This window comes from Pseudomonas sp. GM_Psu_1 (genome assembly GCF_026544185.1).
In the GTDB taxonomy this organism is placed as follows: Bacteria; Pseudomonadota; Gammaproteobacteria; order Pseudomonadales; family Pseudomonadaceae; genus Chryseomonas; species Chryseomonas oryzihabitans.
Genome location: NZ_JALNUX010000016.1, coordinates 60,715 through 84,574, shown reverse-complemented (window position 1 = coordinate 84,574; position 23,860 = coordinate 60,715). Strand labels below are relative to the sequence as shown.

At 68.0% G+C, this 23,860-nt stretch carries 22 protein-coding genes; 15 read left to right on the top strand and 7 right to left on the bottom strand.

Annotated elements, in window-relative coordinates:
* Window positions 1-24 precede the first annotated feature (24 nt).
* Window positions 25-1,752, bottom strand: coding sequence for a sigma-54-dependent Fis family transcriptional regulator (locus OXS31_RS21125; RefSeq protein ID WP_044341405.1), 1,728 nt, complete (start codon window positions 1,750-1,752; stop codon window positions 25-27).
* A gap of 227 nt (window positions 1,753-1,979) precedes the next feature.
* Between OXS31_RS21125 and OXS31_RS21120 the strand changes: the two genes are divergently transcribed.
* From OXS31_RS21120 to OXS31_RS21110, 3 genes are all read left to right on the top strand, one after another.
* The gene (locus OXS31_RS21120; RefSeq protein WP_267401843.1) at window positions 1,980-3,452 is read left to right on the top strand and encodes a benzaldehyde dehydrogenase; all 1,473 of its coding nucleotides are present in this window, start codon (window positions 1,980-1,982) and stop codon (window positions 3,450-3,452) included.
* 215 nt (window positions 3,453-3,667) lie between these two features.
* On the top strand, window positions 3,668-4,435 hold the full coding sequence (locus tag OXS31_RS21115; protein ID WP_267401842.1) for a coniferyl-alcohol dehydrogenase: 768 nt from the start codon (window positions 3,668-3,670) through the stop codon (window positions 4,433-4,435).
* 70 nt (window positions 4,436-4,505) lie between these two features.
* Window positions 4,506-5,450, top strand: a complete 945-nt coding sequence (locus OXS31_RS21110; RefSeq protein WP_027602777.1) for a transporter — start codon at window positions 4,506-4,508, stop codon at window positions 5,448-5,450.
* Window positions 5,451-5,452: 2 nt separating this feature from the next.
* Here OXS31_RS21110 and OXS31_RS21105 read toward each other — a convergent pair whose 3' ends face one another.
* Window positions 5,453-5,938, bottom strand: a complete 486-nt coding sequence (locus OXS31_RS21105) for a DUF4124 domain-containing protein (protein ID WP_007159057.1) — start codon at window positions 5,936-5,938, stop codon at window positions 5,453-5,455.
* A 180-nt stretch (window positions 5,939-6,118) separates the two neighbouring features.
* On the opposite strand from OXS31_RS21105, the gene lpxO reads away from it, so the two are divergent.
* The 4 genes from lpxO to OXS31_RS21085 all read left to right on the top strand — a co-directional run bounded on the left by lpxO (window position 6,119) and on the right by OXS31_RS21085 (window position 12,243).
* Window positions 6,119-7,018 carry a lipid A hydroxylase LpxO gene (lpxO, locus tag OXS31_RS21100; RefSeq protein ID WP_027596814.1) on the top strand — a complete coding sequence of 300 codons (900 nt, stop codon included), beginning with the start codon at window positions 6,119-6,121 and terminating at the stop codon, window positions 7,016-7,018.
* A 122-nt stretch (window positions 7,019-7,140) separates the two neighbouring features.
* The gene (gene imuA / locus OXS31_RS21095) at window positions 7,141-7,755 is read left to right on the top strand and encodes a translesion DNA synthesis-associated protein ImuA (RefSeq protein WP_267401840.1); all 615 of its coding nucleotides are present in this window, start codon (window positions 7,141-7,143) and stop codon (window positions 7,753-7,755) included.
* A gap of 7 nt (window positions 7,756-7,762) precedes the next feature.
* Window positions 7,763-9,172, top strand: coding sequence for a DNA polymerase Y family protein (locus tag OXS31_RS21090; RefSeq protein WP_042135603.1), 1,410 nt, complete (start codon window positions 7,763-7,765; stop codon window positions 9,170-9,172).
* A complete protein-coding gene (locus tag OXS31_RS21085) occupies window positions 9,169-12,243 on the top strand; it encodes an error-prone DNA polymerase (protein ID WP_276591448.1) in 3,075 nt (1,024 codons plus the stop codon). The genes OXS31_RS21090 and OXS31_RS21085 overlap by 4 nt, the downstream gene beginning before the upstream one ends.
* 112 nt (window positions 12,244-12,355) lie before the next feature.
* On the opposite strand, the gene OXS31_RS21080 is transcribed toward OXS31_RS21085, so the two are convergent.
* From OXS31_RS21080 to OXS31_RS21070, 3 genes are all read right to left on the bottom strand, one after another.
* Window positions 12,356-12,628, bottom strand: a complete 273-nt coding sequence (locus OXS31_RS21080; protein ID WP_007159052.1) for an HU family DNA-binding protein — start codon at window positions 12,626-12,628, stop codon at window positions 12,356-12,358.
* 397 nt (window positions 12,629-13,025) lie between these two features.
* Window positions 13,026-13,397: a YkgJ family cysteine cluster protein gene (locus OXS31_RS21075; RefSeq protein WP_027602781.1), complete on the bottom strand. Its 372-nt coding sequence runs from the start codon at window positions 13,395-13,397 to the stop codon at window positions 13,026-13,028.
* 106 nt (window positions 13,398-13,503) lie between these two features.
* Entirely contained in the window at window positions 13,504-14,412 is a 909-nt protein-coding gene (locus OXS31_RS21070) for a LysR family transcriptional regulator (protein WP_027596810.1), read from the bottom strand.
* A 102-nt stretch (window positions 14,413-14,514) separates the two neighbouring features.
* Between OXS31_RS21070 and OXS31_RS21065 the strand changes: the two genes are divergently transcribed.
* Both OXS31_RS21065 and OXS31_RS21060 read left to right on the top strand, forming a co-directional pair.
* Entirely contained in the window at window positions 14,515-14,913 is a 399-nt protein-coding gene (locus OXS31_RS21065; protein ID WP_007159049.1) for a DoxX family protein, read from the top strand.
* Between the two features lie 23 nt (window positions 14,914-14,936).
* Window positions 14,937-15,713: a class III extradiol ring-cleavage dioxygenase gene (locus OXS31_RS21060; RefSeq protein ID WP_267401825.1), complete on the top strand. Its 777-nt coding sequence runs from the start codon at window positions 14,937-14,939 to the stop codon at window positions 15,711-15,713.
* A 70-nt stretch (window positions 15,714-15,783) separates the two neighbouring features.
* Here the strand turns inward: OXS31_RS21060 and OXS31_RS21055 are convergent, their stop codons facing one another.
* On the bottom strand, window positions 15,784-16,377 hold the full coding sequence (locus OXS31_RS21055) for a Yip1 family protein (protein WP_007159047.1): 594 nt from the start codon (window positions 16,375-16,377) through the stop codon (window positions 15,784-15,786).
* Window positions 16,378-16,668: 291 nt separating this feature from the next.
* On the opposite strand from OXS31_RS21055, the gene hpxO reads away from it, so the two are divergent.
* From hpxO to OXS31_RS21040, 3 genes are all read left to right on the top strand, one after another.
* The gene (hpxO, locus tag OXS31_RS21050) at window positions 16,669-17,826 is read left to right on the top strand and encodes an FAD-dependent urate hydroxylase HpxO (protein WP_267401823.1); all 1,158 of its coding nucleotides are present in this window, start codon (window positions 16,669-16,671) and stop codon (window positions 17,824-17,826) included.
* A 75-nt stretch (window positions 17,827-17,901) separates the two neighbouring features.
* Window positions 17,902-18,915, top strand: coding sequence for an ABC transporter substrate-binding protein (locus OXS31_RS21045; RefSeq protein WP_007159045.1), 1,014 nt, complete (start codon window positions 17,902-17,904; stop codon window positions 18,913-18,915).
* A 46-nt stretch (window positions 18,916-18,961) separates the two neighbouring features.
* Entirely contained in the window at window positions 18,962-19,741 is a 780-nt protein-coding gene (locus tag OXS31_RS21040; protein WP_267401817.1) for a PhnD/SsuA/transferrin family substrate-binding protein, read from the top strand.
* A gap of 266 nt (window positions 19,742-20,007) precedes the next feature.
* On the opposite strand, the gene OXS31_RS21035 is transcribed toward OXS31_RS21040, so the two are convergent.
* Window positions 20,008-20,841 carry an MBL fold metallo-hydrolase gene (locus OXS31_RS21035; protein WP_042135586.1) on the bottom strand — a complete coding sequence of 278 codons (834 nt, stop codon included), beginning with the start codon at window positions 20,839-20,841 and terminating at the stop codon, window positions 20,008-20,010.
* A gap of 284 nt (window positions 20,842-21,125) precedes the next feature.
* On the opposite strand from OXS31_RS21035, the gene OXS31_RS21030 reads away from it, so the two are divergent.
* The 3 genes from OXS31_RS21030 to OXS31_RS21020 are packed head-to-tail and all read left to right on the top strand — an operon-like array spanning window position 21,126 to window position 23,750.
* Window positions 21,126-22,085, top strand: a complete 960-nt coding sequence (locus tag OXS31_RS21030) for an ABC transporter substrate-binding protein (RefSeq protein WP_267401811.1) — start codon at window positions 21,126-21,128, stop codon at window positions 22,083-22,085.
* A gap of 1 nt (window position 22,086) precedes the next feature.
* Complete coding sequence (locus OXS31_RS21025) at window positions 22,087-22,938, top strand: proline/glycine betaine ABC transporter permease (RefSeq protein ID WP_027602790.1); 852 nt, start codon at window positions 22,087-22,089, stop codon at window positions 22,936-22,938.
* Window positions 22,935-23,750: a glycine betaine/L-proline ABC transporter ATP-binding protein gene (locus OXS31_RS21020; protein ID WP_007159039.1), complete on the top strand. Its 816-nt coding sequence runs from the start codon at window positions 22,935-22,937 to the stop codon at window positions 23,748-23,750. Before OXS31_RS21025 ends, OXS31_RS21020 begins: the two co-directional genes overlap by 4 nt.
* Window positions 23,751-23,860 lie beyond the last annotated feature (110 nt).

The window sequence follows — 23,860 nt, the reverse complement described above, 5'->3', positions numbered from 1 at the left end:
AGTGGAGGGTATCGAGGGGTCATTCTAGTCCAGATCCTGGCGGGCGCGGCGATGGCGATAGGCGAACTGGGCGCGGCTCAGGCCGAGCAGGCGCGCCGCGGCGGCCATGTTGCCCTGGCTGCGCGCCAGGGCTTCGTCGAGCAGCTCGGCTTCCAGCTGCGCCAGCGGCAGCTGGCGTTCGCCGTCCACGCCCAGGCGCTCCAGCCAGCCGGTGGCAGGCGGCGCCTCGTCGACGAGCTCGGCCGGCAGCGGCTCGCCGCGAAACAGGTGGGGCAGGTCGATGAGTTCGCCCGGATCGCTGGCGATCACCCCGCGCTCCACCAGATTCTGCAATTCCCGCACGTTGCCGGGAAAGTCGTAGCGCAGCAGGGCCTTGAGGGCGCGCATGGTCAGGCCCACCGGCGGCCGTTCGTAGGCGGCGCAGAAGCGCCGCAGGAACAGATCCACCAGCAGGGGCACGTCGTCGCGCCGGTCACGCAACGGCGGAATGCCGATGGGATAGACGTTGAGGCGATAGAAGAGGTCTTCGCGGAATTCGCCGCGACGTACCGCCTCGCGCAGATCCAGGTTGGTGGCGGCGATCACCCGGACGTCCACCCTGAGCGTGCGGCTGCCGCCGACCCGCTCGATCTCGCGCTCCTGAAGCGCGCGCAGCAGCTTGCCCTGACCGGGCAGGCTCAGGCAGGCGATCTCGTCGAGGAACAGGGTGCCGCCCTGAGCCCGTTCGAAACGTCCGGCGCGGGACTGGTTGGCGCCGGTGAAGGCGCCGCGCTCCACGCCGAACAATTCGGCTTCGATGAGATTCTCGGGAATGGCCGCGCAGTTGAGGGCGACGAAGGGGCCGTCGGCGCGGCGGCTGAGGCGGTGCAGGTGGCTGGCGAACAGTTCCTTGCCCACCCCTGATTCGCCGGTGAGCAGCACCGTGGCTGGCGTCGGGGCGACCCGCTGCAGCGCCTGGAACGCGCTGTTGAAGGCCGCTGAAGCCCCCACCAGCGGCTGCTGGCCGTCGGCGGCGTGGGGCAGGGGCGCGGGCAGGCGTTCCGCCGGCGTCAGCGCCGGAGCGCCGTCGCCGGCCGCATTGAGATAGCGCAGGTCTTCCGCCACGTCGGGCCAGCGTTCGGCGTTGCGGCCTTCGACCCGGCAGACGGCATGCCCCATGGCCCGGCATTCCACTTCGCGAAAGATCACCAGGCGGCCGAACAGGCTGCTGACGTAGCCGATCGCATAGCCGATCTCCATCCAGCAGGCCGGATCGCTGCCCTGGCCATGGGCGATCTGGTGCTCGTCGCATTCGGCCGAGTGATGCCAGAGGAATTCGCCGCCATAGCGCCCCTGGTCGACATCGAATTCGAAATGCAGCGGCTCGACCCGCACCAGGCCCTCCAGGCCATGCAGCCGGGTACCGGCGGCAAAGATCGCCGCGGCGTCGGCCTGCGGCCAGCGCTTGCGCACCAGCTCGGCATCGCGCACTCCGGAAAGATAGCCGACCCGAGTCAGCAGGCCGCGGGCGCGTTCCTGCCCCAGGGCGCCGATCAGCTCGCGCCGCAGGGCACCAAAGGCGGAGGCGTGTACCAGCAGCATGCGCTGGTCGTTGAGCCAGATGCGGCCATCACCGGGGGAGAAGAACAGGCACTCGGCCAGTTCCGCCTGGGTCGGACTGGCGCTGCCATCCCAGGCGGCACTGTCGCCACGCTGGAAGCCGGTAGCGGCCTGCTGCAGATCGCTGAGGGACAGACGTTCGGAACGGGCCATGGCACGACCTCTCGGGTGAATTGCGCAAATGCGCAATCGAGGAAAAGGTTATACCTCATAACTTTATCTTTTGAGCAAGGCGTTTGCCGGTCGAGCCTGCTGCCTGCGTCCGCTCAAGCCAGCAAGTCCTTGATAGAAAGACTCTTTTTCCTGTCAGCCCGGTCTGGGCACAGCCCTTGCTCCCTTGCCTGTGCCCACCGCGGCCTGATAACAACAAGGAGAAGGCTATGAGCAGATCATCCACGCCGTTCCTGGACGGCGCCCCCTGGCGCGAGCGGATCTTCGATGGCGACTGGATCGCCGCCCAGGGCGGCACCCTGGAGGTCATCGAACCTGCCACCGGCCAGCCCCTGCACCGCACCGGTCTGGCCAGCGTCGCCGACATCGACCAGGCCTGCGCCAAGGCGGCCCAGGCGCAACCGGCCTGGGCCGCCTGGACAGCCCGGCAAAAGGCCGGGCTGTTCCTGGCCGCCGCCGCGCACCTGGAAATGAATCGCGCCGAACTGGCCCCCCTGATCGCCCGGGAGACCGGCGGCATCCTGCCCAAGGCCGAGCTGGAATTGCGTGAAGCCGGGGTCATCCTGCAGCAGGTCGCCGGTCAGTTGCTGCAGGCCCATGGCGTGGTCCTGCCCAGCGAGCGCGGGGCCCTGTCCTATGCCCGGCGCCTGCCCCATGGCGTGGTGGGGGTGATCTCGCCGTTCAATTTCCCGCTGATCCTTTCCCTGCGCGCCGTGGCCCCGGCGCTGGCCTGCGGCAATGCCGTGGTGCTCAAGCCGGATCACCAGACGCCGGTGAGTGGCGGCATCCTCATCGCCCGGCTGTTCGAGGCCATCGGCCTGCCCCGGGGCGTGCTGCAGGTGCTGCCCGGGCGTGCCGAGGCCGGCGCGGCGCTCTGCGCCCATCCCCAGGTGCGGATGATCGCCTTCACCGGCTCGACCCAGGCCGGACGCCAGGTGGCGGAAAGCGCCGGACGCCACCTGAAGAAGGTGGCCCTGGAACTGGGTGGCAAGAATCCGCTGATCGTGCTCGACGACGCCGATCTCGACCGCGCCGTCGGCTGCGCCGCCTGGGGCAGCTTTTTGCACCAGGGGCAGATCTGCATGGCCACCGGGTTGATCCTGGTGCACCAGCGCCTCGCCGCCGCCTTCACCGAACGCCTGGCCGCCCGCGCCGCCGCCCTGCGCCTCGGTGATCCGCTGGAACCCACAACCCAGCTGGGTCCGCTGATCAATGCCCGGCAACTGCAACGGGTACAGGGCATCGTCGCCGACAGCCTCGCCGCCGGTGCCCGGCTGGAGCAGGGCGGCCGGCACGAAGGGCTGTTCTATGCCCCGACCGTACTGAGCGGCGTCCGTCCCGGCATGCGCGCCTTCGACGAAGAGATCTTCGGACCGGTGGCCAGCGTGGTGACCTTCGCCAGCGAGGCCGAGGCCGTCGACCTGGCCAATCGCACCCCCTATGGCCTGGCGGCCGGCGTGCTCTCCGGCTCCCTGGCCCGCGCCCGGGCGCTGGGCGAGCGGCTGGACTGCGGCATGCTGCACCTCAACGACCAGACGGTGAACGACGAGGTGGTCAATCCCTTCGGCGGCCGTGGCCAGTCCGGTAACGGCGGCAGCGTCGGTGGCCTGTGCAACTGGGACGACTACAGCCAGTGGCAGTGGGTGACCGAGCATAACGAGCCGCCACGCTATCCCTTCTGAGAGCCTGCTCAAAGGCTGCTGCGCGTCGGCCAAACCGCGTTGAACACGACCTGGGTCGCCAGTCCGATCGGAATGCTCATTTACCACTCGTAAACCCGAGCGCGGGTCCGATCCGCTTCCTCAGCCGTGTTCGCCTTGTTTGGCTCTAGCTCGTGAGCCTTTGAGCAGGCTCCAAGCCCGTGTTACCCAACCAATAACAACAAGAGGAAAATCCCATGACCCTGAATGGCAAGACCCTGGTCGTCACCGGCGTGGCCTCCGGCATCGGCGCCGAACTGGCGCGGCTGGCGCGCTTCCAGGGCGCCTATGTGATCGGCGTCGACCGCAACCAGCCCCAGTTCAGCCTGGACGACTTCCACCAGGCCGACCTGGGCGACCCCGACAGCATCGCCGCCCTGGTCAGTCGCCTGCCGGCGCGCCTGCACGGCCTGTGCAACATCGCCGGGGTACCGGGCACGGCGCCCCGGGAGACGGTGGCGCGCGTCAACTACCTCGGCCTGCGCTTGCTCAGCCAGCAACTGGTCGCGCGGCTGGGGCCGGGCGGCGCCATCGTCAATGTCGCCTCCATCCTCGGCGCCGAATGGCCAGAGCGCCTGGAGCGGCACCGCGAGCTGGCGCAGATCGCCGACTTCGCCCCGGCCCAGGCCTGGCTGGCGCGTCATCCGGTCGACCAGGCCACCTGCTACCAGTACTTCAAGGAGGCGCTCATCGTCTGGAGCTTCGTGCAGTCCCAGACCTGGCTGCGCGAATTCGGCGTGCGCCTGAATTGCGTGGCGCCGGGGCCGGTATTCACCCCCATCCTCGGCGACTTCGTCAGCATGCTCGGCGAAGAGCGCGTCGCCCGCGACAGCCAGCGCATGCTGCGCCCGGCGCTGGCCGACGAGGTGGCCGCGGTGATCGCCTTTCTCTGCAGCGATGCCTCGCGCTGGATCAACGGCGCCAACCTGCCGGTGGATGGCGGTCTAGCCGCCAGTTACGTCTGACCCGGATCGCCGCGCCGGCCGGTGCGGCGATCGCGTTTTCCCACAACAAGAACAACTTCAGGACGACGTCATGCGCACACGTTTCGGATTCGGTCTGCTGGCCGCGGCCAGTCTCGCCTCCACATTGGCCCAGGCCTACGACCTGCCCGGTCTCAATCTCGGCTCCACCAGCTTCTACGACGGCGCCCCGGCGCCGGACGGTCCCGGCTGGTACTGGGAGGAGTACCTGATCTACGGCAAGACCAGCCGCTTCAACGACCAGGACGGCCGCAAGCTGCCCCTGCCCAAGCAGGAGCTGACCACCTTCGCCCCGGTCAGCCAGATCATCTATGTCGGCCAGCCCCTGGCCAATGGCGCCATGCCCGGATTCACCGCCATCCTGCCCTGGCTGGCCCACGCCGATGTCGATGACGGCCTCGGCGGCCAGGCGCTGAGCGCCCGCGAAGGGGTAGGGGACCTGACCCTGGGTGCCTTCCTGCAACTGCCCACCACCACCCGCCCCGACGGCGGTCCGCGCTGGGCGCAACGCATCGAGGCCGAGATCGTCGCCCCCACCGGTCGCTACGACCGCGACCGGGCGATCAATCCGGGCAGCAACTTCTGGTCCTTCAATCCCTACTACGCCACCACCTATTGGCTGACGCCCCAGTGGTCGGTGACCGGACGCTTCTGGTACCTGTGGAACGGCAAGAACGACCAGCCGCTGCGCAGCTTCGGCGCGGTCTCCGACACCCAGGCCGGCCAGGCGCTGCACGCCAACTTCGCCACCCAGTACGCGCTGAACGATCGCCTCAGCGTCGGCCTGAGCGGCTACTGGCTGCGGCAGATCACCGACACCCAGGTCGATGGTCACGACGTCAGCGGGCGGCGGGAAAAGGTCTGGGCCTGGGGTCCGGGTTTCACCTATGCCTTTTCCCGGGAGAATCTGATCACCGTCAACAGCTACTTCGAGCAGGACGCCGAGAACCGCACCGAGGGGCGCAAGTTCGTCGTCAACTTCCTGCACAAGCTCTAGTGCTAGCGATCGATGGGAATGCCCCGGTTCGGTGGCGGCGGAGGCGCCGGCGGCTGGGGCTGCTGCGCCTGGGGATGGGGCACCATGTGCCAGGTCTCGTTGCGCGGCCGGCGGTCGATGTAGACCGGCACCGGCTGATAGATGATGCCGGAGCCGCGCACCTCGCTTTCCTGGCGAAAGCTCGAAGAGGACGAAGAGCCACCGACCACGGTGACGTCGTCGACCGGACGTTGGCGGCTGGAAGCGGGGGCGGGTACCACGGTGACCTCCCGCGGCGCGGCGGCCGGCGGCGGCGTGGCAGGCCGGGGCGGCGGCGTGAAACCGTTGCTCTCGGGCAGGCTCTGCAGCGGAATGGTGGTGATCTGACTATTCGTCGGGCAGGCGCCCTGGGTATAGGTCGTCCGGCCCTGGTCGTCCACGCACTTGTAGACATCCTGAGCGGCCACGACGCCACTGGCGAGCAGCAGGCCATAGAGCAGCGAACGCATGATGAGGCCCTCCGGGCACTCGAATTGTCACCTGCAGGATACAAGATGCCCGCTACGGCTCCCAGTGCTGCTGTCCGGCTCGACACCAGGCATTCAGCTTATCGTCAGACTGTAAAGACTAGGCCCGGCCCGAGGTGAGGCGTATAACATCCGGAAACATTCTTTTCAGGGCAGCGACGCGTGAAGTGGTTCGTGATTGGCGGTTTTTTTCTCTGTGTTTTGTATGTGCACTTTCGCGGCCGGGTGCGCCATCGCTTGCTGCGTCAGCTCAGTGACCATTCGACCTTTCTGGCGCCGCTGAACACCTTCATGTTCCTGACCTCGCGGGTGCCCAACGCGCCCTATCACCCGGTGGAGCGCTTTCCCGAACTCCAGGTGCTGCAGGACAACTGGCAGCTGATCCGCGACGAAGCCCTCGACCTGCTGCGCGCCGGCCAGATCAAGAAATCCGCCGAGCACAACGATGCCGGCTTCAACTCCTTCTTCAAGAGCGGCTGGAAGCGCTTCTATCTGAAGTGGTACGGCGACAGCCATCCTTCCGCCATGCAGCTGTGCCCCAGGACCACCGAATTGCTGCGCGGCATCGGCACGGTCAAGGCGGCCATGTTCGCCGAGTTGCCGCCCGGATCGCGGCTGGTGCGCCATCGCGATCCCTATGGCGGCTCCCTGCGCTATCACCTGGGCCTGGCCACGCCCAATGATCCACGCTGCTTCATCGAGGTGGACGGCCAGCGCTATCACTGGCGCGATGGCCAGGCGGTGGTATTCGACGAAACCTTCATCCACTACGCCGAGAACACCACCGACCAGGATCGCATCATCCTGTTCTGCGACGTGGAAAGGCCGCTGCGCTATCGCTGGGCAAGCGCCTTCAACCGCTGGGTCAGTGGCACCCTGCTGGCCTCGGCGGCCTCGCCCAATGACGCCAGCGACAAGACCGGCGGCCTCAATCGCGCCTTCCGGCACCTCTATCGCATCCGCCAGCGCGGCAAGGCGCTGAAGAAGCGCAACCGCTTCCGCTACTACCTCGAACAGTGGCTGTTGCTGGCCGCGCTGGTCGGCGTGGTGATCTGGATCTGAGCGATCCCTGCAACCGCAAAGACAGCGGTTCGACTTGACCCCGATGCGAATCGCCTCTAATACTGTATGCATATACAGATAGAGGCGATGGCCATGGACAATATCCCTGCAGGTCTGGCGGCATGAGCGGCGGCGCCAGCCTGGCCCGGCTGTTCGAGGAGCGGCGCCTGTGGAAGGGGCAGACCAGTCCCGACGCCCGGTGCAGCGACCAGCCCACCGGGGTCGCCGCCCTGGATGCCCATTTGCCCGGCGCCGGCTGGCCGGAGGCGGCCCTGACCGAATTGCTGCTCGCCGGCCCCGGCCATGGCGAGTTGCGGCTGCTCTGGCCGACCCTGGCGCGCCTGAGCCAGGCCGCCGAGCGCATCGCCCTGATCGGGCCGCCGCTGTTGCCCTATCCCCTGGCCTGGCAGGCGGCCGGCGTGGCGCTGGATGCCCTGGTGGTGATCCGCGCCCAGGGCGCCGAGGTGCTCTGGGCCGCCGAGCAGTGCCTGCGCTCCGGTTGCTTCGGCGCGGTGCTCTGCTGGCCCGAGCGGGCCGACGATCGCCAGCTGCGCCGGCTGCAGGTCGCCGCCGAGAGCGGCCGTACCCTGGCCTTCGCCCTGCGCCCGGCCGCCGCCCTGGACAATCCCTCGCCGGCGGCCTTGCGCCTGGAGCTCAGGGCGCCGCTGGAACGGCTGCACATCCGCAAATGCCGCGGCGGTCAGCCCGGCGTGCTCGATCTGGCCGGCGGCGCTTGAGCTTGCCATGCGCTGGGCCTGCATCCTCTTTCCGCAGCTGGCGCTGGATGCCGTGCTGCGCCGTCATCCCCAGCCGGAGCGGCCGCTGGTGCTGCTTTCCGGTCCGCCACAGCGCCGCCTGCTGCAGGCGGTCAATCCGGCCGCGCGGGCCCTGGGGCTGCGCCCCGGCCTGACCCTGGCCGCCGCCCAGGCGCTGACCCGCGACTTCGAGCAGCAGGAATACGACCCGGCGCTCATCGAGACGGCCGAGGCGCTGCTGGCGGCCTGGGGCTACGGCTTCAGCTCCCAGGTCAGTCGCCACTATCCGCGGGCGCTGCTGCTGGAAATCCAGTCCAGCCTGCCGCTGCTGGGGCCCTGGCCACGGCTGGAGCGGCGCCTGCGCCAGGAGCTCCAGGGCCTGGGCTTTCGCCACCGGCTGGCGCTGGCGCCCAATCCGGTGGCGGCGCGCATGCTGACCAATGTCGCCGATGGCCTCATCGCCGCGCCGGACGATCTGCCGCGCCTGCTCGATCGGCTGCCCGTGGAGCGCGCCGGTTTCGCCCCCCAGCAGGCCCAGGCGCTGGTGCGCATGGGCATCCGCCGCCTGGAGCAACTCAAGGCCCTGCCCAGGCCCGCCCTGGCCCGGCGCTTCGCCCCCGAGCTGCTGCAGCAGCTGGATCTGCTGGGCGGCAGTCGCAGCCTGGCGCTGGAGTTCTATCGGCCGCCCGATCGTTTCGTGGCGCGGGTGGAGCTCAATTTCGAGGTGGAATCCCACCAGGCGCTGCTGTTCCCCCTGCGTCGCCTCACCGCCGATCTGGCGGTCTGGCTGGCCAGTCGCGACCGGGGCGTGCAGCGCTTCCTGCTCTGGCTGGAGCATCGCCAGGGGCCGGCCACCACCCTCACCATCGGCCTGCTGGCCCCCGAACGCGATGCCGCCCTGCTGTTCGAATTCGCCCGCGGTCGCCTCGAACAGCTGCAGGTGGTGGCCCCGGTGCTGGCGCTGCGCCTGGAAAGCGAGGAGTTGCCGCTCTTCGTGCCGGAACGCCATGGCCTGTTCGACGAGCGTCCCGCCCAGGCCGTGGGCTGGGAAGTGCTACGCGAACGCCTGCGTGCCCGGCTGGGCGAGGAAGCGGTGCTGGGGCTCGGCATCCAGGCGGATCATCGTCCCGAGCGCGCCCTGGTCTGGCGCCACGAGCGGCGTCTGGAGACCGCCTTGCCCGGCCTGCGTCCGGGTTGGCTGCTGAGCGAACCGCGCCCCCTCGACGGCCAGCCACGCCGGGTCCTCGCCGGTCCCGAGCGCATCGAAAGCGGCTGGTGGGACGGGGGCGATCAGCGGCGCGACTACTACCGCATCGAGGTGGCCGACGGACGCCAGGCCTGGGCCTTTCGCCGCTATGGCGAGGAGGCGCCCTGGTGGATCCAGGGCTGGTTCGCATGAGCGGCTATGCCGAGTTGCACTGCCTGTCGAATTTCAGCTTCCAGCGCGGTGCCTCCAGTGCCCTGGAATTGTTCGAGCGGGCCAAGGCGCTGGGCTACACAGCGCTGGCCATCACCGACGAATGCACCCTGAGTGGCAGCGTCCGCGCCTGGCAGGCGGCGCGGCAGGTCGGGCTGCCCCTGATCATCGGCAGCGAGCTGACCCTCGACGACGGTCTGCGCCTGGTGCTGCTGGTGGAGGATCTGCCGGGTTACGAGTGCCTCTGCGCGCTGATCACCCGGGCCCGCCGCCGTGCGCCCAAGGGCCGCTACCAGCTGGGTCGCGCGGATCTGCAGCCGCCCATGCCCGGCCTGCTGGCGATCTGGCTGCCGGGCGGCGAACCCGCGAGCGAGGAGGGCGCCTGGCTCAGGAGCGTCTTCGCCGAACGCCTCTGGCTCGGCGTCGAATTGCTGCGCGGCGCCGACGATGCCGCTCGACTCCTGCAGCTGCAGGCGCTGGGCACGCAGCTGGGCGTGCCGGCAGTAGCCTGCGGCGACGTGCACATGCACACCCGCGGACGCCGTGCCCTGCAGGATGTGCTCACCGGCATCCGCCATCACCTGCCGGTGGCCGAGGCCGGCTATCACCTGCATCCCAACGGCGAGCGCCATCTGCGGCCGCTGCCGGTGCTGGAGGGCCTCTATCCCGCGGCGCTGCGCGCCGAGACCCTGGCGATCGCCGCCCGCTGCCGCTTCGACCTGGGCGAGTTGCGCTATCGCTATCCCCAGGAGGTGATACCCGCTGGCGAGACGGCCGGCTCCTGGCTGGCCGAGCTGACCCGCCGCGGCCTGGCCTGGCGCTGGCCGGAGGGGGCACCGGCAAGGGTCACCGACCAGGTGGCCCGGGAGCTGGCGCTGATCGCCGAGAAGGGCTACGAGAACTACTTTCTCACCGTGCACGACATCGTCGACTATGCCCGCCGCCAGCACATCCTCTGCCAGGGCCGTGGCTCGGCGGCCAACTCGGTGGTCTGCTACGTGCTGGGCATCACCGAGCTGAATCCGCTCACCGGCAATCTGCTGTTCGAGCGCTTCATCTCCCGCGAGCGCGACGAACCGCCCGACATCGACGTCGACTTCGAGCACGAGCGCCGCGAAGAGGTCATCCAGTACGTCTTTCGCCGCTATGGGCGCGAGCGCGCTGCGCTCACCGCGGTGGTCAGCACCTACCATGCCGCCGGCGCCCTGCGCGATGTCGGCAAGGCGCTGGGCCTGCCGGGCGACCAGCTCGACGCCCTGTCCGGGTGCGCCGGGCGCTGGACCGACGAGATCCCCGGCCCCGCGCGCCTGCGCGAAGCGGGTTTCGATCCCGACAGCCCCCTGCTGCAGCGGGTGCTCATCCTCGCCGGCCAGTTGATCGGCTTCCCCCGGCACCTTTCCCAGCACCCTGGTGGCTTCGTCATTTCCGAAGCGCCCCTGGCCACGCTGGTGCCGGTGGAAAACGCCGCCATGCCCGAACGCACCCTGATCCAGTGGGACAAGGACGACCTCGATGCCGTGGGCCTGCTCAAGGTCGACATCCTCGCCCTGGGCATGCTCAGCGCCCTGCGCCGCTGCTTCGACCTGGTCGCCAACTGGCGCGGCCAGCGCTGGACCCTGGCCAGCCTGCCCCAGGAAGATGCGCCCACCTACGCCATGATCTCCCGCGCCGACACGGTGGGGGTGTTCCAGATCGAATCCCGCGCCCAGATGGCCATGCTGCCGCGACTGCGGCCACAAACCCTCTACGACCTGGTGATCGAGGTGGCCATCGTTCGCCCCGGGCCGATCCAGGGCGACATGGTGCATCCCTATCTGCGCCGCCGGAATGGCGAGGAAGAGGCCGACTATCCCCATGACGAATTGCGGCCGGCGCTGGAACGCACCCTGGGCGTGCCGCTGTTCCAGGAACAGGTGATGCAGATCGCCATGGTCGCCGCCGAATATTCGCCGGGCGAGGCCGATCAGCTGCGCCGCTCCATGGCGGCCTGGAAGCGTCATGGCGGCCTCGAACCCCATCGTCAACGCCTGCACAGCCGCATGGTCGAACGCGGCTATCGCCCGGAATTCGCCGCACGCCTCTTCGAGCAGATCAAGGGCTTCGGCAGCTACGGCTTTCCCGAATCCCATGCCGCCAGCTTCGCCCTGCTGACCTATGCCAGCTCCTGGCTCAAGTGCCACGAGCCAGCCGCCTTCGCCTGTGCCCTGGTCAACAGCTGGCCGATGGGTTTCTACAGTCCCGACCAGGTCCTCCAGGACGCCCGGCGCCACGGCATCGAGGTGCGCGCGGTGACCGTGCAGGTCAGCGACTGGGACTGCCGGCTGGAGGCGGGGACCGGCCATCAGCCGGCGATCCGCCTGGGCCTGCGCCTGGTGCAGGGGCTGGCGGAGGCGGTGGGTCGGCGCCTGGTGGCGGCACGGGGTACGCAGCCCTTTCGCGATGTCGAGGACCTCTGTCGCCGGGCCGAGCTGGATGCCCGGGCGCGCGGACAGCTGGCCGAGGCCGGTGCCCTGGCGGAGCTGGCCGGTGATCGCCACCAGGCGCGCTGGGCCATGGCCGGGGTGGAGCGCCAGCTGCCGCTGTTCGCATCGGCGGACAGCGCCCTGGAGGAACGACCAGCCCTGCCCGCGCCCAGTGTCGCGGAAAACGTCCATGCCGACTACCGCATGCTGGGCACCACCCTGGGGCCGCATCCGCTGAGTCTGCTGCGCGGCGAACTCCAGGCGCGGCGCTGTCGGGATTTCCGGCAGCTGGACGAGATCAAGCCCGGTGCCCTGGTGCGGGTAGCCGGACTGGTGCGCGGCCGACAGCGCCCGGGCACGGCCAGCGGGGTGATCTTCGTGACCCTGGAAGACGAGCACGGCATGCTCAATGTGGTGGTCTGGCGCGCGGTGGGCGAACAGCAGCGTCGATCCCTGCTGCAGGCACGGCTGCTACAGGTCGAGGGGCATCTGGAACGGGAGGCGGGGGTGCAGCACCTGATCGCCGGTCGCCTGACCGATCTGAGTCCGCTGCTCGACGAGCTCATGGTGTCGAGTCGGGATTTTCACTAGGACGGAGAGGGGAGAGGGGGAAAAGCGGAGGAGGGAGAGAGCGGGTGGAGCGGGGGACTGTCTTCCGAAGCGCTCTGGAGCGCCCGGAAGACAAGAATCGACCAACGCAGTCTTAGCTGACGGCGTCTTTCAGGCCTTTGCCGGGCTTGAAGCCGGGCAGCTTGGCAGCGGCGATCTTGATGGTGGCACCGGTCTGCGGGTTGCGGCCTTCGCGAGCAGCGCGCTCTTTTACTGCGAAAGTTCCGAAACCGACCAGGCTGACGCTGTCGCCTTGCTTCAGGGCGTCGGTCACCGCAGTGGTGAAGGCGTCCAGGGCTTTGGCAGCGGTGGCCTTGGGCAGGTCGGCAGACGCGGCAATGGCGTCGATCAGCTCAGCTTTATTCATGTAAAAACTCCATGTGTGAGTATTGGCCAGGCAGTATAGCGGCAGCTTTGCCTTGCGTAGAGCCTTTGTGAGCCTCTACGTGGCCGGTTGAAGCAGCCTTGTTGTTCGGCGCTACAGGATACGCATAGCGGGCGAAAGAGCGATAGGGTATTCGATCAAGCAGGGCCGTGAAAACCTGATCCGCACTGCATTTTCCACGCTTTACAGCCCAGCCGTCGCCTTTTTGGGCAGCGGCGATGGCCGTTTGGTTTCCTCTAGGCGCTGAACGAAAAGTCGCCGAGCGATGGTGAGGCGAGGCGAAAAACCTTGAGGAAGCGGAGTTTACGAGTGGTAAATGAGCATTCCGAAAGGTTTTTCAACGAAGCATCACCGAGCGCAGGCAGTTTTCGTACAGTGCCTAAGCTACGCGATCGGGCGATAGATGCGGCTGCAACGGCGGCGTCAGGGGCGGCAACCCATAGGCGGCGCGGGCCGCATCGCAATGGGGATTGGCTTCGCCGTTCTCCCAGGCGGCGGTGAACTCGCGGCAGGTGCTGGAACGGTTCTCGTAGACGGTGCAGCGCGTGCCGCAGCCGACCTCGCCGAGCAGGGCGGTGCAGCGTACCGGCTTCTGCTCGGTACCTTGCATGGCCACCAGATGCGGGCTGATCGCGACGGTCAGGTGGTCGGGCACCAGGCCACCGGCCGACTGGCATTCGCCCCAATAGAAAGACACGCGGAAATGGGCGCAGCAGGCGCCACAGCTGAGGCAGGGATTCTCGGTCGACATGGACGACAGCCATCGCAGAAACCGGCAGCGCCGGCGGGACAGACGGGGATTCTAGGCAAGCCCCGCGAGGCTGCGAAGCCCCTCCCAACGACCGTTCGGCGGCGACCTACGGCAGTGCTTTTCGCGGCCCGGGCGTGACCAGATGTCGCTGCAGCCAGGCGATGAACAGCCGCACCTTGGCCGGCACCAGGCGCCGATGGGGATAGAGGGCATGGATGGCGATGGCCTGGGTGTACCAGGGCGCGAACAGTCGCTCCAGGCGACCCGCCGCCAGGTCATCACCCACCAGGAAATCCGGTTGGCGAATGATGCCATGGCCGTCCAGCGCCGCCTGGTGCAGGACGCTGCCGTTGTTGGCGCGCAGCGGCCCGCTGACCTTGATCTGCAGGCGCTCGTCGTCGCGCCGGAATTCCCAGAGATCGCCGTCGCTGGCATAGCTGTAGAGCAGGCAGCGGTGCTCGCGCAACTCGGCAGGATGCTCGGGGCGACCGTGGCGCTGCAGATAGGCGGGCGCGGCGCAGATGAATAGCTCGACCGCTCCCAGGGGCTGCGCCACCAGGCTGGAATCGCTGAGGTCGCCGATGCGCACGGCCAGATCGAAGCCTTCCTCGACCAGGCGCACCTGGCGATCGCTCAGCTCCAGGTCGATGGCGACTTCGGGATATTCGTGCAGGAAACTGCTCACCAAGGGCGCAAGGTGACGCACGCCAAAGGTCAGGGGCGCACTGACCCTGAGACGCCCGCGGGGCCGTTCGTGGCCTTCCTGCAGGCGCTGTTCGAGGGCCTCCAGATCACCCAGCAGGGGCACCAGTCCTTCATGGAGGGTGCGTCCGGCTTCGGTTAGGCTCAGGGTACGGGTGGTGCGCTGCAGCAGCCGGGTACCGTAATGCCGTTCAAGGGCGGCCAGGTGCTTGGTCAGCACCGAGCGGGACAGCTCCAACCGCTCCGCCGCCGCGGTCAGGCTGCCCAGTTCGACGATCTTGACGAAGGCCTGCAGAGCTTTCAGGGTATCCAAGGATTGTTTCCATAACGTGCACAGTTCATTCCCAGCGTGCACCTTTATTCGCGTCTTGGAAACAGGACAATGGGGTCATCTTTCCTCAGTTCGAGAATCAGCATGACCGACCGTACCTCTTCCTATGCTCCTCTGTTGCTGCGCCTGGCCCTGGGCGCCATGTTCCTGGCCCATGGCCTGACCAAGCTGCTGGTGTTCACCCTGCCGGGCACGGCGGGTTTCTTCGCCTCGGTGGGCTTTCCCGGCTGGCTGGCCTATCCGGTCACCTTCTTCGAGCTGGGCGCCGGCGTGCTGCTGATCCTGGGCGCCTGGGTGCGTCCGGTCGCGGCAGTCGCCGCCGTCCAACTGTTCGCGGCGGCGACGGTCCATTTCGGCAACGGCTGGTCCTTTTCCAATCCCCACGGTGGCTGGGAATATCCGGTCTTTCTCGCCGTGACCGCTGCCGCCCTGGCGCTGCTGGGCGCGGGCCAGCTCTCCTGGGATGCACGCAAGCGCTCCTGAATCCTGCTCGAGAGGTCGCCACCATGTCGCTTCCCACCCTGTTCGTTTCCCACGGCTCGCCCATGGAGGCGCTCGACGCCGGTGCGGCGGGAGCGGCCTGGCGCGCCCTGGGGCAGTCGCTGCCGACCCCGGCCGCCATCGTCGTGGTCTCGGCGCACTTCGACACCCGGATACCGGTATTCGGCAACGCCACGCGGCCGGCCACCGTCCATGACTTCTACGGCTTTCCCGAGGCCCTCTATCAGCTGGAATATCCCGCACCTGGCGCTCCGACCCTGGCCGAGCAGCTGGCCCAGGGCCTACGCGAGCAGGGCTGGGAGGCCGAGACGGGCGAGCAGGGGCTGGATCATGGCGCCTGGGTGCCCTTGCGCTATCTCTATCCCGACGCGCAAATTCCTGTGGTGCCGCTGTCGATGAGCGCCGCCCGTGGACCGGACTATCACTTTGCCCTGGGCCGGGCACTGGCCAGGGTGCTACCGGCGGATACCCTGCTGATCGGTTCGGGCAGCCTGACCCACAACCTCGGTGACTTCCGCCGTGGCGGCGCCGAGTCTCCCGGCTATGTGCGGGACTTCCAGCACTGGATCCAGAGCCGCCTGCGCGAGCGGGATCTGGACGCCTTGCTCGACTACCGGCGTCAGGCGCCGCAGGCCCGTCAGGCCCATCCCACCGACGAGCACCTGTTGCCGCTGTTCGTCGCCCTGGGCGCGGCCGATCCCGAGGGCACCTTCAGCGTCCATCACGATGGCATCGCCCATCGCATCCTGGCCATGGACCTCTACGGCTTCTCCCGCCACTAGCGCCCTGACGACAAAAAGCCCGGATCGATTGACGGATCCGGGCTTTTTGCTATGTCAAAACGACGTTCGATCAGCCAAACAACTCGGGTCCATACCCCCACATCAGCACCGTGGTGGCCATCAGCACCTCCAGCACCAGCACCCCGATGGCCAGGGTGGAGCCGGACATGATGAAGCCTTCCCGCTGATCGATATTGAGGAAGGAGGGGATGCCGGTATAGAGCAGGTAGGCCGAATAGGCCAGGCCGACGATCCCGGCGATGGCGCACAGCCACACCAGCGGATAGAAGCCCACCAGGCCGCTCAGCAGCATGGGCGTGGCCACGTAGCCGGCGAACAGGATGCAGCGGTTGGCGCTGGGCCGATCCGGATAGCGCCGCGCCAGCCAGTGGATCACGTGCCCCATGGCCACCACCGCCGCCATGATCAGCGCATAGCTGATGACCGCCAGAACCACCGCCGTAGGCAGGTCCAGCACATGGGCCTCACCGCCACCGAAGCGCCAGCCGAAGGTCGTGGTACCCACGAGGGAAGCGACGACGGGAATGGCCGCCAGGAAGGCGACATGATGGGCAAAGAAGTGCCCGACCGTTTCCCCTTCGCGACGAATCTGCTGCCACTCGCGATCGGGATGGGCCAGCAGGCCCCAGACATGATTGATCATGATCCTGCTCCTCACCCGCTGTGGTCGCCGCAAGCGGGCCTCTGTGGATGGCGAACGCTGGGTACAACGCGACTGGCGACTACCTTAGGAGTATAGAAGAGCTCTGGAATGCGTCATGCGAGCCGACGAAGGGCAGCCTGCCTGGAAACGAAGCGACCAATGGTCAAGGGGCACCACCCTGGTGCGTTTCTGGGCCCCTGGCAAGCGGGCAACGCCCGGGCGGCAATACTTGACCACTTGGTCAGGAAATTGCTTGCCCAAGGCATCTGTTACCGGTCAACGAGGTCCGTCATGCCATCTCTCGACATCATCATCGCCGGCGCCGGCATGGGCGGTCTCACCGCCGCCCTGGCGCTGCAACAGGCCGGCCACCGGGTCCGCCTGTTCGAGCGCGCGCAGGATCTGGCCCCCATCGGCGCGGCCATCTCCATCTGGCCCAACGGCGTCAAGGTGCTGGAGCAGCTGGGGCTCGGGTCCGCCATCGCCGCGGTCAGCGGCGACATGCAGACCATGAGCTACCGTGACCATGAGGGACAGTTGCTTACCCGGTTCAGCCTGCTGCCACTCTATGAGGCCGTGGGCCGACCGGCACGCCCCATCGCCCGCGCCCACCTGCAGCGCCTCCTGCTCGAAGCGGTAGGCACCGAGCACGTGACCCTGGGCGTCGGCTGCGAGGGCTTCGAGCAGGATACGGCCGGGGTGACCGTGCTGCTCGGCGATGGTCGGCGCGAACGGGCCGACCTGCTGATCGCCGCCGATGGCACCCACTCGCGCCTGCGGGAGCGGGTGGTGGGCCAGGCCATCACCCGCGAGTATTGCGGCTACGTGAACTGGAACGGGCGGGTAAAGATCGCGCCGGATCTGGCCGAGGCCCAGGACTGGGCGCAATTCGTCGGGGCGCATCAGCGGGTCTCGCTAATGCCCATGGGCGGCGATGAGTTCTATTTCTTCTTCGACGTGCCCCTGCCCAAGGGCACGCCCAACGACCGCAGCCGTTACCGCGCGGAATTGGCCGAGCACTTCGCCGGCTGGGCGCCGCCGGTGCAGCGCCTGATCGAGCGGCTGGACCCCCAGGGTGTGGCCCGGGTGGAGATCCACGATACCCGGCCGTTGCCGACCCTGGTGCAGGGGCGGGTGGCGCTCCTGGGTGATTCCGCCCATGCCATGGCCCCGGACCTGGGACAGGGCGGTTGCCAGGCCATGGAGGATGCCTGGGTGCTGGCGCGCTGTCTGGACGCCGAACAGGATCCCCTGGCCGCGCTGCAGGCCTATCAGGCCGCGCGGCTGGAGCGGGTGGCCGGCATCGTCGAGCGGGCGCGCAAACGCTGCGAGATCACCCACGGGCATGAGCCCCTGGCCACCCAGGCCTGGTACGCCGAGCTGGCCCGGGAAACCGGCGACACGGTGATCGCCGGCCTGCGCAAGACCGCCGAGGGCGGTCCGCTGTGAAATAGCTCTGGGCCGCGGGGACGAATGGCAGTGCCGGGGGTCGAAAGGCCCACGTCCTCGTCGGAGAGTTAGCCCATGCGCCTGCGTCTCGCCCTGACCCTTGCTAGCCTTGCCATCACCCCGCTGGCCTTTGCCGCCGATGGCGGCTGTCCCTATCCGCAGACGGTGAAGTTCGCCGGCCCCAACTGGGAGAGCGGCATGTTCACCACCGAGGTGCTGCGCCTGCTGGTGGAAAAGGGCTATGGCTGCCAGACCGACAGCGTGCCGGGCAACACCGTGACCCTGGAAAACGCCCTGGCGCAAAACGACATCCAGGTCACTGGCGAGCAGTGGGCCGGGCGCAGTCCGGCCTGGCGCGCGGCGGAAAAGGCCGGCAAGGTCTTTGCCGTCGGCGAGACGGTCAAGGGCGCCACCGAAGGCTGGTGGGTACCGGAATACCTGGTCAAGGGCGACCCCGCGCGGGGCATCCAGGCCAAGGCGCCGGACCTCAAGAGCGTCGCCGATCTGCCGCGCTACAAGGAGCTGTTCCGTGATCCGGAAGAGCCTGGCAAGGGCCGCTTCCTCAACTGTCCGACCGGCTGGACCTGCGAGATCGTCAACAGCCAGAAGCTCAAGGCCTACAAGCTGACCGACAGCTACACCAACTTCCGCACCGGTACCGGTCCCGCGCTGGATGCTGCCATCGCCACCGCCATGCGCCGTGGCGAGCCGGTGCTCTTCTACTATTGGTCGCCGACCCCGTTGATGGGCCGCTACAAGCTGGTCCAGCTGGAAGAGCCGCCCTTCAGCGAAAAGGCCTGGGAGACCCTGTCGGATCCGAAGAATCCCGATCCCCTGCCGTCGCGCTCGCTGCCGGCCAAGATCACCATCGGCGTCTCCCGCGACCTGCACGACAAGGCACCGGCCCTGGTGGCGCTGTTCGAGAAGGTCGAATTCCCCCTCGACCAGTTCAACGGCATCCTCGCCGGCATGGCCGAGAAACGCGAAGACGCCCAGGTGGTGGCCAAGCGTTTCCTCAAGGAGCATCCGGAGGTCTGGACGACCTGGCTGCCGGCGGAAAACGCCGAACGGGTAAAGGCGGCGCTCTGAGTGCGGTGATAGGGGATAATGGCGGTTTTCCTTGCTGGAGCCGCCCATGACCGTCGCCGCCCTTACCATGTACGTCGAGCCTGCCGAGGTGCGCGACGCCTATCGCCAGCTGGCCGAAGCCGTGGCGCTGCGCCTGGGCGAGACGCTCGACCCCGCGCCCGAGGACCTGCCGGCGCTCTGGACGCATCCCGAGCTGCTGCTGGCGCAGACCTGCGGCTATCCCTGGGCCACCCGCCTGCGCGGCCAGGTGCGCCTGGTGGCGGCGCCGCGCTATCGCTTCGCGGGCTGCCAGGCGGCCGAGCACTGCGCCTTCATCCTGGTGCCCGAGACGCTGGAGGCGACCAGCCTGGCCGATCTGCGCGGCAAGCGCGTGGCGCTCAACGGCCTGGATTCCAACACCGGCATGAATCTGCTGCGCCACGCCGTGGCGCCCCTGGCGGAGCGGGCCCGCTTCTTTGGCGAGATGATCGTCAGCGAGAGCCATGCCAACAGCCTGGCGCTGTTGCAGCAGGGTCATGCCGATGTGGCCTCGGTGGATGCCGTGACCTACGGCTACCTGCGCGCCCAACCCGAGCGGGTCGCCGGCCTGCGCCTGCTGCAACGCACCCGCCCCAGTCCGACGCTGCCCTTCATCACCGCCGCCAGTCGTTCGGATGCGGACGTGGAAGCCCTGCGCGCCGCCCTGAACGACAGCCTGGCCGCCGATCCTGCGCTGGCCGACGTCCTGGCCATCGAGGGTGTCACGGCGGTGGATGAGACGACCTATCTACCGCTGCTGGACTGGCGGCGAGAAGCGGTGGAGCAGGGTTATCCGGTGATTGCCTAGGTTGGTTGAGACGGCCCTGTCGTCGCAACCAACCTGAAGGATTCGGCCCTGGCATTGTTGCCGTTGCGCTCTGATCAATCGCGGCCATGGCGGTCCGCCGATGCGGCCGCTCCTACGGACGCCAGCCCTCTGTAGGAGCGGCCCATGGCCGCGATGAGTAGCCGCTAACGGGTACGCGCGTAGGTTGTTTGCAACGGCTCCATCATCGAAACCCAACACGGGGGAGCTGCCTGGCCACTGTTGGGCTTCGCTGCGCTCAACCCAACCTACGGTGTCCCTGCCTGCAACCGCTTGAACTCCACCAAATCATGACTGCAGAACAGCGTCAGCCCCAAGTCCTGGCGCAGGGAAAGTTCGCGCAGGCGGGCCTGGTTGTCCAGGCGGCTGGCGCGGTCGGCTTCCATCAGTCGCTGGTAGAACCTCAGCCCCGGCGTGCAGTGGCGTTCGGGCTGACGCATCTCGTCGCGGTAGAAATAGGCATCGCCGGCGTGCAGCAACCAGCCCCCGTCGTGCTGGACGGCGATGCCGGCATGGCCCGGGGTGTGGCCGGGCAGGGGGATCATCAGAATTTCCGGCGGCAGGCCGGGCAGGTCGCGCACGCTGGCGAAGCCGTGCCAGGCCTCGCCCCGGGGCTCGTGGAAATGCCAATGGCGGATGCCTTGCCACTGCGCCGGACTGTAGCGGCGCCGACCGATGAAGCCGTGGCGCTGGCGCTGCGCATCCCACTCCCGCTGCAGCACGTGGACCTGGGCCTGGGGAAAGTCGTCCAGGCCGCCGGCGTGGTCGAAATCCAGGTGGGTCAGCACGATATGGCGGACATCGCCCGGACGAAAACCCAGGCGGCGGAGCTGCGCCAGGGCGCTGAGTTCGGGATCGTACTGGATGCGATTCATCAGCCGGAAGAAGGGGCTCAGGCGCCGGCCGCGCTCCCGCAGATCGGCTTCGCCAAAGCCGGTATCCACCAGCACCAGACCGTCCCGGTCGGTTTCCACCAGCAGGCAGTGACAGGCGAGGTGGGCGGCGAGTCCGCGGCTGAAGCCGTCGTACAGCGCCCCGCCCAGGGGGCACATGCAGCCGCAGTTGAGGTGATGGATACGCATGCTCGGCTCCGCGAAGGTGACCTCCGGTAGAAGAGGCGCGCGTGGGCAAAGTTCGAGCGCAGCGGCCATTCGCGCGGGTTTCGCAGCCAGTGAAGAGAGATCGACGGACCCGGGTGGCGACGATCGATCGACCGGAGCAGGCTCCCGGATTCAGCAGCGCCGAGGCGGGTAACGGCAGTGCCAGGGCCTCTGGCTGAACCCTGAGCCATTGGCGCTGACCAAGATAGGATCGCCAGCGGACCGGCTCTGCCGCCCTGGCCCTCCCAGTGCAGACGGAGCCACCCATGCCCACAGCCTTTCCTCGCCGTTCCCTCCTGGCCGCCGGCCTTTCCCTTGGCCTGCTCGCCGCCGGTACCGCCCAAGCCGACAGCTGGTGCGCCAGCAAGCCGGTCAAGTTCGCCGGGGTGAACTGGGAGAGCGGCATGCTGCTCACCGAACTGATGGGCTTCGTCCTGCAGCACGGCTACGACTGCAAGGTGGATAGCATCCCGGGCAACTCCATCACCCTGGAGCAGGCCCTGGGCAACAACGACATCCAGGTGTTCGCCGAGGAGTGGATCGGCCGCAGCGAGGCCTGGAACAAGGCCGCCGCGGCCGGCAAGGTGGTCGGCGTGGGCGCGCCCATCGAAGGCGCCACCGAAGGCTGGTACGTGCCGCGCTATCTGGTGGAAGGCGAGGGCGCCAAGGCGCCCAAGCTGAAGAGCATCGCCGACCTGGGCCAGTACGCCGAGCTTTTCCGCGATCCGGAAGAGCCGGGCAAGGGCCGCTTCTACAACTGCCCGGCCGGCTGGACCTGCGAGCTGGAAAACACCCAGATGCTGCAGAGCTACGGCCTGAGCGACAAGTACACCAACTTCCGCCCCGGCACCGGTCCGGCGCTGGATGCGGCCATCGTCTCGGCCACCAAGCGCAAGCAGCCGATCCTCACCTACTACTGGTCGCCAACGCCCCTGCTGGGTCGGGTCGACATGGTCCAGCTCAAGCCGCGCGACGGCGAAGCCAAGCGCATCCAGGTGCAGGCAGGCCTGTCCAAGCCTTTCCACGATGGCGCCCCCGAACTGGTGGACGTGCTGAGTCGGGTCAATGTGCCCATCGAACTGCTCAACCGCACCCTGGCCGAGCAGGCCGAAACCAAGCAGGACGCCCCCGCCGCCGCCAAGGCGCTGCTCAAGGCCCATCCGGAACTCTGGCAGGCCTGGGTGACCGACGCCGCGGCGCGCAGCAAGATCCAGGCGGCGCTCTAGGATGTTTCCCGAAGGCCTGACCTTTTCCTTCGCCGACGCCGTCAATCGTGGCGTCGACTGGCTGGTGACGCGCTACGGCGACGTCTTCCGAACCATCTCCGACACCCTGCTGCAGGCCATCGTCTGGCTCGAGGGCCTGCTGCGCGGCACCCCCTGGTGGGCGCTGTTGCTGATCGTCGCGGCCCTGGCCGCCCACGCCACCCGCCGGGTGGTGCCGACGCTACTGATCACCGGCCTGTTGTTCCTGGTCGGCGCCCTGGGGCTGTGGGACAAGCTGATGCAGACCCTGGCCCTGGTTCTGGTGGCCACCGCCATCGCGGTCATCATCGGTGTGCCCCTGGGCATCCTCTGCGCCCGTAGCGCCCGCCTGCGCCTAGTGCTGATGCCGCTCTTGGACATCATGCAGACCATGCCCAGCTTCGTGTACCTGATCCCGGTGCTGATGCTGTTCGGCCTGGGCAAGGTGCCGGCGATCTTCGCCACGGTGATCTACGCCGCGCCACCGCTGATCCGCCTCACCGATCTGGGCATCCGCCAGGTCGATCGCGAGGTCATGGAAGCGGTCAACGCCTTTGGCGCCAGTCGCTGGCAGCAGCTGTTCGGCGTGCAGCTGCCGCTGGCGCTGCCGAGCATCATGGCCGGCATCAACCAGACCACCATGATGGCGCTGTCCATGGTGGTGATCGCCTCCATGATCGGCGCCCGCGGCCTCGGTGAAGAGGTGCTCGTGGGCATCCAGACCCTGGACGTGGGCAAGGGCCTGCAGGCGGGCCTGGCCATCGTCATCCTCGCCGTGGTCATCGACCGCATCACCCAGGCCTATGGCCGCCAGCGCCATGAGGTGGAGCGATGAAGATCGTCGTCGAGCGGGTCTCCAAGATCTTCGGCAAGCGCGAACAGGCGGCCCTGGCGCTGCTGCGCGAGGGGCACGACAAGGCCGAGATCCTCGCCCGCACCGGTTGCGTGGTGGGGGTGGACGATCTGTCCCTGGAAATCGCCGAGGGCGAGATCTTCGTCATCATGGGCCTTTCCGGTTCCGGCAAATCGACCCTGGTGCGCCACCTCAACCGGCTGATCGATCCCAGCAGCGGGCGCATCCTCATCGATGGCCAGGACATCCTCCAGCTGCCGCTGCCGGCGCTGCGCGAATTGCGCCGCCAGCGTATCAGCATGGTGTTCCAGAGCTTCGGCCTGCTGCCCCATCGGCGAGTGCTGGACAACGTCGCCTACGGCCTCAAGGTGCGCGGCGAGCCCAAGGCGGTCTGCCGCGAACGGGCGCTGCACTGGCTGGAGGTGGTGGGTCTGGCCGGCTACGAGCGCAAATGGCCGCACCAGCTCTCCGGCGGCATGCGCCAGCGCGTCGGCCTTGCCCGCGCCCTGGCGGCCGATACCGAGATCATCCTGATGGACGAGGCCTTTTCCGCCCTCGATCCACTGATCCGCGCCGAGATGCAGGAGCAACTGCTGGAGCTGCAACAGCGCCTGCACAAGACCATCGTCTTCATCACCCATGACCTGGACGAGGCCCTGCGCCTGGGCAATCGCATCGCCATCCTGCGTGACGGTCGGCTGGTGCAGGTGGGCACCCCGGCGGACATCCTCGGCCAGCCGGCCGACGACTATGTGGCGCGCTTCGTTCAGCGGCGTACCGCTGCGACAGTTTGAAACAATTGCGGCAGAGGCCTTCACGAGCATTTCACAGATGCGAGGCTCTGATGGTGAGACCTGCGGCCTGACCCTGTCAGGCCTTTCTCTTCCCACTGGAACCGCGCCGC

Bases quoted from the DNA above. Each gene is read 5' to 3' on its own strand.
- OXS31_RS21120 (WP_267401843.1), top strand. From the start codon at position 1,980: ATGAGCAGATCATCCACGCCGTTCCTGGACGGCGCCCCCTGGCGCGAG.
- OXS31_RS21085 (WP_276591448.1), top strand. From the start codon at position 9,169: ATGAGCGGCTATGCCGAGTTGCACTGCCTGTCGAATTTCAGCTTCCAG.
- OXS31_RS21030 (WP_267401811.1), top strand. From the start codon at position 21,126: ATGCCCACAGCCTTTCCTCGCCGTTCCCTCCTGGCCGCCGGCCTTTCC.
- OXS31_RS21115 (WP_267401842.1), top strand. From the start codon at position 3,668: ATGACCCTGAATGGCAAGACCCTGGTCGTCACCGGCGTGGCCTCCGGC.
- OXS31_RS21020 (WP_007159039.1), top strand. From the start codon at position 22,935: ATGAAGATCGTCGTCGAGCGGGTCTCCAAGATCTTCGGCAAGCGCGAA.
- OXS31_RS21040 (WP_267401817.1), top strand. From the start codon at position 18,962: ATGACCGTCGCCGCCCTTACCATGTACGTCGAGCCTGCCGAGGTGCGC.
- OXS31_RS21025 (WP_027602790.1), top strand. From the start codon at position 22,087: ATGTTTCCCGAAGGCCTGACCTTTTCCTTCGCCGACGCCGTCAATCGT.
- OXS31_RS21105 (WP_007159057.1), bottom strand. From the start codon at position 5,938: ATGCGTTCGCTGCTCTATGGCCTGCTGCTCGCCAGTGGCGTCGTGGCC.
- OXS31_RS21065 (WP_007159049.1), top strand. From the start codon at position 14,515: ATGACCGACCGTACCTCTTCCTATGCTCCTCTGTTGCTGCGCCTGGCC.
- OXS31_RS21060 (WP_267401825.1), top strand. From the start codon at position 14,937: ATGTCGCTTCCCACCCTGTTCGTTTCCCACGGCTCGCCCATGGAGGCG.
- OXS31_RS21055 (WP_007159047.1), bottom strand. From the start codon at position 16,377: ATGATCAATCATGTCTGGGGCCTGCTGGCCCATCCCGATCGCGAGTGG.
- hpxO (WP_267401823.1), top strand. From the start codon at position 16,669: ATGCCATCTCTCGACATCATCATCGCCGGCGCCGGCATGGGCGGTCTC.
- OXS31_RS21035 (WP_042135586.1), bottom strand. From the start codon at position 20,841: ATGCGTATCCATCACCTCAACTGCGGCTGCATGTGCCCCCTGGGCGGG.
- OXS31_RS21125 (WP_044341405.1), bottom strand. From the start codon at position 1,752: ATGGCCCGTTCCGAACGTCTGTCCCTCAGCGATCTGCAGCAGGCCGCT.
- OXS31_RS21045 (WP_007159045.1), top strand. From the start codon at position 17,902: ATGCGCCTGCGTCTCGCCCTGACCCTTGCTAGCCTTGCCATCACCCCG.
- OXS31_RS21090 (WP_042135603.1), top strand. From the start codon at position 7,763: ATGCGCTGGGCCTGCATCCTCTTTCCGCAGCTGGCGCTGGATGCCGTG.
- OXS31_RS21075 (WP_027602781.1), bottom strand. From the start codon at position 13,397: ATGTCGACCGAGAATCCCTGCCTCAGCTGTGGCGCCTGCTGCGCCCAT.
- OXS31_RS21110 (WP_027602777.1), top strand. From the start codon at position 4,506: ATGCGCACACGTTTCGGATTCGGTCTGCTGGCCGCGGCCAGTCTCGCC.
- OXS31_RS21080 (WP_007159052.1), bottom strand. From the start codon at position 12,628: ATGAATAAAGCTGAGCTGATCGACGCCATTGCCGCGTCTGCCGACCTG.
- imuA (WP_267401840.1), top strand. From the start codon at position 7,141: ATGAGCGGCGGCGCCAGCCTGGCCCGGCTGTTCGAGGAGCGGCGCCTG.